At 41.1% G+C, this 12,109-nt stretch carries 14 protein-coding genes, 1 tRNA gene and 1 pseudogene; 9 read left to right on the top strand and 7 right to left on the bottom strand.

Going from position 1 to position 12,109, the window contains the following annotated elements:
- Positions 1 to 154: 154 nt before the first annotated feature.
- The gene (locus H0262_RS11215; RefSeq protein WP_181210821.1) at positions 155 to 922 is read right to left on the bottom strand and encodes a DUF4230 domain-containing protein; all 768 of its coding nucleotides are present in this window, start codon (positions 920 to 922) and stop codon (positions 155 to 157) included.
- Between the two features lie 749 nt (positions 923 to 1,671).
- Between H0262_RS11215 and H0262_RS11210 the strand changes: the two genes are divergently transcribed.
- Positions 1,672 to 3,390 (top strand): proline--tRNA ligase, encoded by a 1,719-nt coding sequence (locus tag H0262_RS11210; protein ID WP_181210820.1) that lies wholly within the window; start codon positions 1,672 to 1,674, stop codon positions 3,388 to 3,390.
- 105 nt (positions 3,391 to 3,495) lie between these two features.
- On the opposite strand, the gene queF is transcribed toward H0262_RS11210, so the two are convergent.
- The 4 genes from queF to H0262_RS11190 all read right to left on the bottom strand — a co-directional run bounded on the left by queF (position 3,496) and on the right by H0262_RS11190 (position 7,285).
- Positions 3,496 to 4,353 (bottom strand): NADPH-dependent 7-cyano-7-deazaguanine reductase QueF, encoded by an 858-nt coding sequence (gene queF, locus H0262_RS11205; protein WP_181210819.1) that lies wholly within the window; start codon positions 4,351 to 4,353, stop codon positions 3,496 to 3,498.
- Between the two features lie 114 nt (positions 4,354 to 4,467).
- Positions 4,468 to 5,241, bottom strand: a complete 774-nt coding sequence (locus tag H0262_RS11200; RefSeq protein WP_181210818.1) for an ABC transporter permease — start codon at positions 5,239 to 5,241, stop codon at positions 4,468 to 4,470.
- A gap of 179 nt (positions 5,242 to 5,420) precedes the next feature.
- On the bottom strand, positions 5,421 to 6,368 hold the full coding sequence (locus H0262_RS11195) for an ABC transporter ATP-binding protein (RefSeq protein WP_011512828.1): 948 nt from the start codon (positions 6,366 to 6,368) through the stop codon (positions 5,421 to 5,423).
- Between the two features lie 239 nt (positions 6,369 to 6,607).
- On the bottom strand, positions 6,608 to 7,285 hold the full coding sequence (locus tag H0262_RS11190) for a cytochrome c5 family protein (protein WP_149492903.1): 678 nt from the start codon (positions 7,283 to 7,285) through the stop codon (positions 6,608 to 6,610).
- A gap of 298 nt (positions 7,286 to 7,583) precedes the next feature.
- Here H0262_RS11190 and H0262_RS11185 point away from each other — a divergent pair.
- A tRNA-Arg gene (locus H0262_RS11185) sits at positions 7,584 to 7,660 on the top strand.
- 66 nt (positions 7,661 to 7,726) lie between these two features.
- Here H0262_RS11185 and H0262_RS13295 read toward each other — a convergent pair.
- Positions 7,727 to 7,873: pseudogene (locus tag H0262_RS13295) on the bottom strand (helix-turn-helix domain-containing protein); the annotation flags it as partial.
- A 110-nt stretch (positions 7,874 to 7,983) separates the two neighbouring features.
- Positions 7,984 to 8,478 (bottom strand): DUF2726 domain-containing protein, encoded by a 495-nt coding sequence (locus H0262_RS11175; RefSeq protein WP_181210817.1) that lies wholly within the window; start codon positions 8,476 to 8,478, stop codon positions 7,984 to 7,986.
- A 41-nt stretch (positions 8,479 to 8,519) separates the two neighbouring features.
- On the opposite strand from H0262_RS11175, the gene H0262_RS11170 reads away from it, so the two are divergent.
- From H0262_RS11170 to H0262_RS11140, 7 genes are all read left to right on the top strand, one after another.
- Positions 8,520 to 8,957: a hypothetical protein gene (locus H0262_RS11170; RefSeq protein WP_181210816.1), complete on the top strand. Its 438-nt coding sequence runs from the start codon at positions 8,520 to 8,522 to the stop codon at positions 8,955 to 8,957.
- A gap of 367 nt (positions 8,958 to 9,324) precedes the next feature.
- Positions 9,325 to 9,573 carry a hypothetical protein gene (locus H0262_RS11165; RefSeq protein ID WP_181210815.1) on the top strand — a complete coding sequence of 83 codons (249 nt, stop codon included), beginning with the start codon at positions 9,325 to 9,327 and terminating at the stop codon, positions 9,571 to 9,573.
- 64 nt (positions 9,574 to 9,637) lie between these two features.
- Positions 9,638 to 10,888, top strand: a complete 1,251-nt coding sequence (locus H0262_RS11160) for a replication initiation factor domain-containing protein (protein ID WP_181210814.1) — start codon at positions 9,638 to 9,640, stop codon at positions 10,886 to 10,888.
- Positions 10,889 to 10,899: 11 nt separating this feature from the next.
- Positions 10,900 to 11,202 (top strand): hypothetical protein, encoded by a 303-nt coding sequence (locus H0262_RS11155; protein ID WP_181210813.1) that lies wholly within the window; start codon positions 10,900 to 10,902, stop codon positions 11,200 to 11,202.
- A 9-nt stretch (positions 11,203 to 11,211) separates the two neighbouring features.
- Positions 11,212 to 11,397 (top strand): hypothetical protein, encoded by a 186-nt coding sequence (locus H0262_RS11150; protein ID WP_181210812.1) that lies wholly within the window; start codon positions 11,212 to 11,214, stop codon positions 11,395 to 11,397.
- Between the two features lie 25 nt (positions 11,398 to 11,422).
- A complete protein-coding gene (locus H0262_RS11145) occupies positions 11,423 to 11,686 on the top strand; it encodes a major capsid protein (RefSeq protein ID WP_181210811.1) in 264 nt (87 codons plus the stop codon).
- 79 nt (positions 11,687 to 11,765) lie between these two features.
- Positions 11,766 to 12,050, top strand: coding sequence for a hypothetical protein (locus H0262_RS11140; RefSeq protein ID WP_181210810.1), 285 nt, complete (start codon positions 11,766 to 11,768; stop codon positions 12,048 to 12,050).
- Positions 12,051 to 12,109: the final 59 nt, after the last annotated feature.

Below are 12,109 nucleotides of genomic sequence, written 5' to 3'. Positions count from 1 at the left end.
TCTCAAAAACGCTACAGTGCTGCTGGTATAAATTTTTTGTAGCCTCTGTCTGCGTAGGCACAGCAAGCAAGGAAAATTAATATCAGCAGTACTTGATGTATCGATATTACTTTTCGCTGACTATACAACCATTATCTGCTGAGAATGGGTTTAATTATTTGTTAACCGTAGCAGTTGCCGATGCTGAAGCGACTGAAGGCAACTGACATGAACCAGCGCCTTGCGTGGTGACCGTCACTACTGCGCCAGTTAATGCAAATAACTGCTGTAACTGAGTTTGCGCGTTATCTAACGCCATTGTCATGACATCACCGCGGCAAGCACGTTCAAGCACCTCGGCTTTTGCCATGCTTTGTGCTTGTTTTAGAATTTTTGGATCGACTTGCATCATACCAAAAGCCCCCGTTTGCCAATCGTAAATCTCGATATCATCTAGATAGACTGAAAATATCTCTGATGGCGGCAGCGTAATATTAATTTTTGGCATAGTAGAAACGGAGGCATTAACATCAGCGTTTTCAGCATCATTTACTTCCGACTCGGTAGGCTGTATCACTTGTACCATCTCAGGTGTCAATGCGCTCAAATCAATGCCTGCCTCTACGCGACCACGAGCAATAAATAGCGCCTTTTGCTCATCTTGCCATAGCTTCATCCAACTGCCTGAACGCTGACTAGTAATCACCGTATCAACGCTGAATGCCACCGTCTCCAAACGATTCAAGTTCTGAATTTGTGTCACCACACCCTCACGAGTGATGGTTTCTATGGGCTCTTCTTTGGTAATATTCTGCACAGTATAGATAGCGAAAACGATGGCTGTGAGACCAGCAAGCAATACGATCCACGACATCATAGCGATAGATTTTTTCGCTTTTGAATCAGTCGTATCAAGAGGAGTTCGATTATCAGAACTGTTCATATAAACACCTTTATGGTTTTATCATAATTTTATCGATTATTTTTATAACTATAGTCGATTCCAAATAGAACAGATACGTTATATTCCAACGCGGAACTGCTGTAAACTTTTCTGGCATGCTATGCCTACGCTGACAGAGGCTGCGTAAAATTCATTTCAGTCCCGCTATATTGTTTTAATGCTGAATTCACTATACCTATTATTAGAACTACACAAAAAATCACGTACTAAATAATAAATGCTGTTTTTAAGCAGCAACTTCAAGTAATGACTACCAATACTCTACATAATTACCAATAATACACTTTTCAAAAAACCACTTATTCATTTGCTATAAATACATTTAGAACTGGTAAATAATCGAGTTATAGCCGTCTGATTCAACCCTTTAAGTAACCTTCGCTCTGAAAAAACAAAAAGTCATTGCGTCTTAGGCTAACTTTACCTAACATAGTCAGGTTGTATGCTTAAAATATCGGTATACAGGTATTTTTCGAGCTTTATGCTAAAGACAGTGCTCGATGAAGTCTGATATTTTTATACAAAATAATATGTTATATCCTTTTTTAAATGCTGTTTACGAACGCACTGCTCACTAGCGTACTGTCTGTTGTAGTACTTTCTAGCTAGGGCATGTCCTACACTATTACCAAGTAATAACAGGTAATCTTGCGTCGGCTATCAAACCACACGCTCAACATCCTACTATTTCTTATTTATTTTATCGTCGATAAGGTTCCGCTTTATTTATGAAAGCCAGTCAATTTTTATTTGCCACGCTAAAAGAAATACCCAGTGATGCAGATATCGCTTCAAGCCAATTAATGGTTAGAGCCGGTCTGATTCGCAAAATCGCTTCTGGATTATATATCTGGTTGCCAATGGGTTTGCGCGTATTGCAAAAAGTCGAGCGTATCGTTCGCGAAGAGATGCAAAATATCGGCGCTCAAGAAGTGCTTATGCCGATGACTCAGCCTGCTGAGCTTTGGCAGCTGACCGGACGTTTTAACGACTATGGTCCTGAGCTACTACGCTTTAAAGACCGTCATGACCGCGATTTTGTGTTGGGACCGACGCACGAAGAAGTCATCACCAATCTTGCCCAAGGCGAGCTGCGCAGTTATAAGCAATTACCGATTACTTTCTTTCAAATTCAAAATAAGTTCCGTGATGAGATTCGTCCACGCTTTGGTGTGATGCGCGCACGCGAATTTACTATGAAAGATGCTTATTCGTTCCACGTTGACCAAGCGTCACTGGCAAAGACGTATGATGAGATGTATGACGCTTATACACGCATATTCACGCGCTTAGGTCTTGATTTCCGTGCGGTACAAGCCGACACTGGCTCAATAGGTGGCTTTGCCTCTCACGAGTTCCATGTCCTAGCAGACAGCGGCGAAGATGATATTGCTTTCTCTGATTCGTCTGAATATGCTGCCAACGTTGAGCTTGCAGAATCTGTGAGTACGGCAGAACGCCAGCCTGCGACGATGGCTCGCGAGAATATTGATACCGTCAATATGCCAACCTGTGAAGCCGTTGCTGAGCACTTAAACGTTCCGCTTGCTACAACTGTCAAAACATTGATTGTGCAAGGTCATACGCCAGAAGGTGAGCCGCAGCTTATCGCTGTGGTATTACGCGGTGACCATACGCTAAACACCATAAAAGCCGAAAAAATTGAAGAAGCCAATGTTCCTTTAATGATGGCAACGGAAGAAGAGCTAAAAGCCGCTGGTCTGCATAAAGGCTATATCGGCGTCGAGCTTGATATGCCAGTCTTTGTTGATCGTGCAGCAGCAGCATTGTCCGACTTTGTCTCTGGTGCCAATGAAATTAATAAGCACACGACGGGTATGAATTGGGAGCGTGACGCGCATATCACCCGTATTGTTGATATTCGCAATGTACACGAAGGCGACCCTTCTCCTGATGGTAAAGGTACGCTACAGATCAAACGCGGTATCGAAGTCGGTCATATCTTCCAGTTGGGTGATAAATACTCGCAAGCGATGAACTGCACGGTATCAGGTGAAGATGGCAAGCCGGTCACTTTGATGATGGGTTGTTACGGTATTGGCGTCAGCCGTATTATCGCTGCTGCTATTGAGCAAAACAACGATGAAAACGGCATTATGTGGCCATCAACCCCAGATATTAGTGATTCTTTAGCACCTTTTGAAGTCGCTATCGTGCCAATGAAATCAAAAGAAGACACCGTTATGGAAACAGCAACGGCATTGTACGAGGAGCTAAAAGCTCTTGGTATCAATGTATTGCTTGATGACCGTAATGAGCGCCCAGGCGTGAAGTTTGCTGACCTTGAGCTGATTGGTATTCCGCATCGTATCGTAGTATCTGACCGTAACTTGGCAGAAGATAAATACGAGTACGTCAATCGCCGTGATAGTGAGAAGCAACTACTTAGCCGTGATGAAGTAGTAGCTAAAGTCAGCGGTAAATAGTGCAACGATAAAATCAGTACCATAAAAAGCGCCTATCTCATTATATGAGATAGGCGCTTTTTTTATAATTAGAGATTTACTTAAAAACCATTCACAATGCTTTTCTTACTGACGAATCAAACGACTAGGCACAGGCAATAACGCAATATCGCTCACACGACAAGGATTGATATCAATACCACCTCGACGTGTATACCAAGCACGAACCATGAGCTCACTTGGCTCATAGTATTGACTCAAATCAGCAAATATCTGCTCGACACATTGCTCATGAAAGCCATTATGCTGACGGAAACTTAATATATAATGCAGCATATTTGCGTTATTAACTGGCTTATTACTGGTTATCGAAACTGCCAATGTCCCCCAATCTGGCTGATTGGTGACCGGACAATTACTACGTAATAGATTAGAATAAAAGCTAAAAGTTTTACCCTCTGATATTTTAGCATCACTTGTATTACGTTCTAATAATGACGCATCAGGATGCAGCGTTAATGCTACTTTCTCAGTACTGTCCGCTAGTGCATCGTCAATACAAATGCCATCAGGCTGAGCGATCAATAGCCCTGAATGCTCATCCTCTAAGTCAAACAATTCAACGTTAACTTCAGCTTGTACGCATTTCGACAAATCTGTCGCTATCAGCGTTTGTACTGCTTCCCAACTACCAAATTCAGTAAAGTTGATACTATTTAGATAAAGCTTCAATGACTTTGATTCAACAATAAATGACGAGCTTGCCGGAATGCCAAAGCGTGCTATCGCGACCTGCGATATACCTTGCTCATTTAACCATGACAGCTCAAATGCCTGCCACCAATCGATACCTACCTCTAGCTTATCATCCTGCCAACCAATGACCTCTCGCCCCATACTACGAGCAATCGGATATAACGTCTCTGGACTATACTCAGTTGGATAATCAGTGGTTTGTTCACCCAAGATACCGTGGATACTCATTGGTATTTCCTAATAGTAATGATTGAAATTAAATAATATTTAAAGTCTTAGTAAGATTATTAACCAGTTCAAGTGCTCGAACGGGATGAAAGATTTATATAAACCTTAATTTTCCTACAGACGTACGCGCGAGCCGTCACTTAATAGTCGATAGGCAATGGTATAAAATATCGCACAAAAAGCAAAAATAGCACCCATTGAATACCAGACATTGACGTCAGAATAGCCCAAAATCCCATAACGGAATGAGTTGACCATATAAACGATTGGGTTCAATAATGAGATATTTTGCCAAAATGGTGATAAGTTTTCCATCGAGTAGAACACCCCGCCAAGATAGGTCAGCGGCGTTAATACAAAACTTGGAATGATAGAGATATCATCAAAAGAGCGGGCAAATACTGCATTGATAAAGCCGCCCAATGAAAACAGAATCGAGGTACCAAGGACAGTAAATATGGTCACAAATAAATGTTCAATACCCAAATCAGTAAAGAACAGCGCCACGATCGAGACAATGACACCAATCGCTAATCCGCGGAAAATACCACCGCTGATATAGCCCATCAAAATAGCATGTTTTGATACGGGCGAGACCAAAAGCTCCTCAATACTGGCGGTGAATTTGGCACTAAAAAAGCTTGAGACCACATTAGAATAGCTGTTAGTGATGATTGCCATCATAATCAAACCAGGCACGATAAACTGCATATACGGCACACCGCCCATCTCACCCACACGTGGTCCAATCATCTTACCAAAGATGACAAAATACAGGCTCATGGTAATGACTGGCGGCAATAACGTCTGCGGCCAAATACGTAGAATCCGGCGCACCTCTTTAACCAAAATAGTGCGAAATGCAATCCAGCGTTGTGCAAAGTTCATGCGGTATCTCTCCTAAGCGCCTATGCTTGCTAGAGTAAATAGTCTCTAGTGCAAACAGAGTTGCCTATCTGATTATTCTATTTAATATACATATTGAATGAAGACTTATTAATACGGTCTTATTATTCATAAAAATTCGTTATAAAGCCCAACTTTCAAAGGTAGCTAATGCTAAAGAGCTACGAGCTTAAAGGTTCATGTAGGCTTTTATCTACCAGACGCATAAACAGCTCTTCTAAACGGTTGGCTTTATTACGCATACTCGCGACCGTAATACCTTGCTCAGACAATTGAGTAAAGACACCATTTAACGACTCACCTTCTGTCAATGTTACCTCAATCGTCAAATCATCCGGCTGCACGACATCCGTCACACCAGTTAATACTATTTGATGTGTTAACGGAGTCGCCACATCAAAGACAAAAGTCTCAACCGATAACTGCGCAAGCAAATCTTTCATTTCAGTATTGATACGAATTTCACCGTGATCCAAAATCGCGATACGCTTACACAGCTGCTCAGCTTCTTCAAGATAATGCGTAGTTAGAATAATGGTGGTGTTTTCTTCAATATTAATCTGTTCCATAAACTCCCACATTGAGCGGCGTAGCTCAATATCTACACCAGCAGTCGGTTCATCTAATATCAATAGACGTGGCTTATGTATGAGCGCCCGTGCAATCATCAATCGACGCTTCATACCACCTGAGAGCTCACGCGATTTACTGTCACGTTTGTCCCAAAGTCCTAAAGCTTTAAGCAACTTCTCTGCACGCGGTTTTGCTTCTTTTGCTGCAATGCCAAAATAGCCTGCTTGAGTAATAAGAATGTCTTCAACTTTTTCAAACTGATTAAAGTTAAACTCTTGCGGTACTACGCCCAAAAATTGCTTGGCTTTTGAGGGATCAGATAACAAGTCCGTACCAAAGATATGAACACTACCCGCTGTTGGTTTAAAGAGCGAGCTGATGATGCCAATCATCGTTGACTTACCAGCACCATTTGGTCCCAGTAACGCAAAAAATCCCCCTTGCGGAACCGTAAGACTGACATCTTTTAATGCCGAAAATCCGTTGCTATAAGTTTTGGATAAATTCTGAATCGATAGTGCTGGTACTTCAGACATGAATACCTCTTTATGAATGATTAATCTAAAAAATGCTGTATCAGCATGCCAATTCTTATAATCGTTGCTGTCGTGTATTAATGTGAGGCTGAAGGGAAGCTATTTCAACGGTGGAATATCATAACGACGACATGAGTCCTATCAATCATACATAAAAAAGCACCTACCTCACTATGAGATAGGTGCTTTTTATTTATTGCCTTTTAAAGTGCGATATTAAAGCACCTTAGCAATAAAAACTAGCTGGCTTCACCAACCATATAATCAACGGCATTTTGCACTTCTTCATCAGGAATATCTGCGCCGCCTTTGGCAGGCATAGCATTGAAACCATTGATAGCATGGGTATATAGGGTATCTTTACCTTTTGCTATACGAGGTCCCCAAGCACCCGCATCACCTAACTTAGGAGAGCCGAGCAGCCCTGACGCATGACAAGTTTGGCATACTGCGTTATAGACTGCTTTACCATCACGAGGACCATCGCCTGCAGCTGGACCAGCAGAACGAGCCGTCACGTCACAAACTTCATCTTCTTCAAAACATATTTTGGCAACAGGCTGAATACGAGCAATCAGGTTCGGATATAACGCAATCAGCTTTTTTACTTGCGGCGTATCTTGTGGAATTGGCTCTTCGACAGCAGCTGGTGCGGCTGCCGCAGTTGCCTCGGCTGGTGCATCTGTTGCTGTCGCGTCTGCTTGTGCAGTTGCATCAGCAGAAGCAGCGCCATCCGTAGTGTCAGCCGCCGCTTGAGGCTCATCACCTAGCTTTTGAGGGGCATTTTCGACAACCTCTTTGCCTTCTGCGACAGCAGATATAGTAACGGGTGTATCTATAGCACTTTCAGCTTGGCTCACAGCGATACTAGCGATTCCTAGAATGGCAGCTGCCGATAACATAACTACTTTTCTCATTCGTCACGTTCTCTTATTACGTATACAAGGGTCAGCATGACTTAGACATTCTGTCTGTCCTCCTTTGACAACAAACCGTTGTCAATAGCAAACAGCCATCCCGCATGCGAGCGCACTTGTAATCGGTGATTATAAATATGGATTCTCCCTGACATTATAAGGGAAAAGACGGGTAGATTGCCATGCCTGTTTGCGGACTATGCTGTTTTTTCTTAAAAAACCTCAATAGCTGGCTTCATTCATTGGCTTTATGACTTTTATTTGTTAGACTAAGCGGTCTTTATTTCTAGGCACTTTTGCGCTCGTAGCTCAGTTGGATAGAGTATCGGTCTCCGAAGCCGAGGGTCGTGGGTTCGATTCCCGCCGAGCGCACCAATAATCTGCATTTTCTTTGTCAATTTCTGTCATCACATCATAGAACGTCTTTTCAGGCTCAACCCTTGCCATTTCTGCTATACGGAAGATTTCAAATGGCGTTGGTTTTATCCTTCCCGTCTTCCAATCGCTAAATCTGCTTGGTGACGTATCTAGCTTTTCTGCCATTTTCTTCTGTGATTTCTCAAAATGTTTCGCCCTTGCTATGAGCATTTCTAGTTTCATGGTCTTCTCCTACGCTTGCTTAATTCTCATTATTGTTATAAATTCACAATATGAGAACAGATAGTTATTTTCGTTAGTTTAATCTTACACTAATTAATCTAAGAAAGTATATCTGAACGTAACTGATCCTTAGGTGGCATTACTGGATATCGCAATACTTTATATCCTGCTTCTCTCAGCATCTCGTCTCGTTCTGCATCTTTACTCTCTTTACCGTTATGGCTCTTATCGTCCAATTCGATGACTGCAAGTATTTTGAAGTTTTGGTCAGTAATAACAAAGTCAGCAATTTTCTGACTAAATTTATTTCTAGTTGAATAACTACTTGTCCAAAGTATCGCACCTAATGCCACTTGAACAAATATGTGACATTCAGGAACTGATTGTTTCAATTCACCAAACATCGTTTTTTCGTGTGCGCTCATTAGATAGCTAGATTTGATTGGTGTTCTATTACTTTTACGATTATCAGGTTCTCTTTCATATTCGTAATCATGTTTATAACTATCTCTATCACTATTTTTCTTATTCATTGATACAAATACGAATAGAAATATAGGTATAAAAATTATTGCAACTATTAATAATTCCATGTTTTTTCCTTATTTATCAACACTATTCAGGGGTGTTTATTATGAAGAATTTTAAGCTTAGAACTAGATATAGAACGGTTGAGGTTGATAAGACCGAACTGGGTAACTCTCGCGTTATTTTGACTTTTATCATACACGGTACACCTGTTTATACTATTTATCATTTACTCCCTATTCATCATGAAAAGTTGATTTCTTATACTTCTTTGCCTTTGCTTCTTGCTTATGCTCGACGCAATAGAATTGGTAGTAAATCTCGTTCTTATCCTAAAAATAACCAAGATACTTCAATCCGTGAAGAAACTCTTTGTCCCTGCCCTCCTGAAACTTCCTCTTTGGAAGTTGGTGGGGGCATCCTTGCACGTCATGAGCTATTAAAAGAATCTGTACCTGTTTGTGAATGTGGTTCTACATTTTTTCGTGATGATTTAGGTTCATGTTATGACTGCTTTTTCCCTTCAGATGATAGGGGTGAGTAATGAACTACCAACCATTTCTAGAAATGAACCTACTAGTTTCTGACGAATTAATATCTGAATTACACCAGCTTTTACCAACCCTTATTCTTTTATTAGTCCTTTGTTTTTACCTTTTGATGGCTTTGCATATTTCGTTATTTAGTCTTTACAAGGTGTTAAGACAACCACCAAAGAAACGCCCTTATATGGTTGCTACTAATGAATAGATAAACCACGACCTTCTTCTTTAGAAGGTCGAGTTATTAACCTTAGATAACATCCCCTCGTTATTTAAGGTTAATGACTGACCCACAGCCCACGTCCAATCCCTTTAGTTTCATGAATGTTTTTGGGCTGTACTTAGGCTAATCACTGTATAGGTTGCTTTATGGCTACTAGATTATTTACAACCGACATCGAGTTCTTACAGGCTTCTATAGACACTGTTGCTCGCCTAGTTTCTGAGAAAGCCAGTCAGACCATCGCTACTGGCAATGTCGCAGACGTTGGTCAAGAAACGCTTACCTATCTTGAATCTGTTGCTGTTTTTAATGGTTTAACGCCTTCTAACATTAACGTATATACAGACATTATTTCAGAGCACAACCAAAAATTATTAAACATATTTGACCAATAGAAAAACGAATTATATCGGGGGGACGGAAGTTTCAAGACCCCCAATAGTAACACGGGGGTTACGGATGTCTGATTCACAAGCTCAACCATGCTTACGCACAATCTTTCAGGAACAAGCACAATCTCTCGGTCTTATTCATGACACCGCAGGTTATAGAGAAAAGATTAATCAAATCGCCTCTACCCAGCAGTTATTAGTAAAAGACAAAAAAGGGAATGATTTATTAGTACCTGTTCGTATTCCTTGTGGTTCTGAGCAAGTCATCGTAGATGCTTGTAACTTTGTTTTCGGTGTAGAAACCATCGGTGATTTTTATTCAAATATTTTTAATGATCCACAGCTTACGCACGAAGAAAAAGAATCCCATGCTCATGAGTTTGCTTTCCATATTTCCGCACAGTTAGCAGATATTTTTGGTAGTGATTTTTCCAATATTACTTATAACGGCTCTGGTCGCAATTTTTATGAGTTTGCTTTCACCATTGGTGACCACGATGCCAAGCTCGGTCATATCTGTTTCGGTGGTCAAAATAATACCATCCTAGTAATGATAACGGGCACTGGCTGCCAATATGGCAATGAATACTGGGAATACAATCTTTACAACTGGCTCAAATATGACGCACAGCGCTCTAAGCTCACACGTATCGATTACGCCCATGATGACTTTAACGGTGCTTATTCATCACCTGAGATAGCTAATGACGCTGATAGTCAAGGTATGTTTGCCCTTACCAATAATTTGCCAAGTGTTCAGCACTTAGGCGATTGGAAGCGTCACAAAGGGCGTGGTCGTACCTTGCAGATTGGCAAACGTGAAAACGGCAAGCTTTACCGTGGTTATGAGAAAGGTAAAAAGTTCGGTGATGCTGAAAGTCCTTGGTTTCGCTCTGAGGTCGAGTTTGGCTCTACTGGTCACTTGCTCGAATTACAGATGTTGATTAGCCCTACACAGTACTTTGCTGGTGCTTATCCCTTTTGCCTTGAAGTCGTCGAAGCTGCCAAAGGTGAAATATTTGAGAATGTATCACGTATTCCATCAGTGCAAAAAGAGTCTGAAATCTCTGTCGACAAGTCTATTGCTATTTGGAAAACACAAGCTGGTCGTTACCTTGCCGTCTATCGTGAGCTGTTCATGAAAAAAGATGCCAACGGCAATCTAGTATCTGACGACACAAAAATATTAGACATGCTAGTGACTGATAAAGCTGACTACTACCCGCCACGTCTAAAAGTATGTGAAAAGTTTATTAAGAATCCGCCTACCTACGCACCATGGGCAGATCAACGCAGTCGGTGCGAAATACCTGTTTAAGGACTATTACCATGTTACAAGAAATGATTATTACTGGCGCTAAATCTTCATCTGGTGAATATGAGGGTCGCTCTTATGACTCTACCAAGATTTATGTTCAAACAAAGATGAATGACCAAAGCGGTGAAATGGTTGGGTTTGCTACCAGTGAATATAACTGGGGTGACTCTAGTAATTTCAGTAAGTTAAAAGATTTAGATTTTCCTCTCAAAGCAAAAGTTGAGATGGATATTGTGACAAGTGGTAAAAATTCAAAAATGGTTGTTACCGATGTTCAGCCCATTGTCGCATCTGTCGCACCGAAAACGAATTAAGGCATAGCCATGTCTTATGTGTGCCAAACCTTAGATGCAGCTAATAACTGTATCCAATGGATAGAAAACCCACCGTCTGTCCTTGAGTCTTTACAGATCACCCAATCTCAGGCTTATGGTTTGGCATCAGCAGTAGTAACGATATTTATCATCGCCTACTGCTACAAACTGGTGGAACGTAGTTTTCTTAAATAACTTAACTCAATTAAAGGTGATTCCCATGTCTGAAAATTCTACTCAATCGTTACAAGTTGTCCAAGCCAAAACACAAACTACTTCTGTTCGTGAAAAGCTAGGCAAAGTTGGTCTAGTCGCTGGTACTTTTGCAATGGCAAACGTTGCTAATGCTGCTGAGCTTGATTTTACCGCTGCTACTGCTGAATTGACCGGTGCTCAAGCGGGTATTGTTGCCCTTATCGGTATCTTATTGACCGTTACTGGTATTGTTCTCGCTTGGCGTACCTTCCGCTCTGGTGCTCGATAATCTCTAGGTTTTTTACCGTTGGACTTAAGGCAACTTAGGTTCAATTACTAAATAACTTCATATATAAAGAGGCTCTGAAATGGTTGATTATGTATCTATATTAATGCCTGAAATCAATGGTGCAAAATTAGCCATTCAAGCCGTCTTTGCTGTCTTGATTAACGTTTTTGGCATCGTCCTAGCCTACGCTTGGTTCAATCGTGCTCATAAGTTTGACTCAAAGGCTTTTGAGAAATGGAATCGTGATTTTGGCGGTTCAGTTAGTGATTATAAAAACTGGAATAAACAAAACAGTAGTTACTCTAGACGTTCATCAGGTAGACGCTATTACAGTAGAAACTACCGTCGTAGAGGTCGCTGGTAATGGATGCTGTAACCGAAGTTCCTAGTTTGTTTAATTGGATTTACTTTTTTGTACCTGTT

The organism is Psychrobacter sp. D2, from assembly GCF_013608135.1.
Lineage (GTDB): Bacteria > Pseudomonadota > Gammaproteobacteria > Pseudomonadales > Moraxellaceae > Psychrobacter > Psychrobacter cryohalolentis.
The sequence above is the reverse complement of the archived record's forward strand: the minus strand, read 5'-3'. Positions and strand labels throughout refer to the sequence as shown.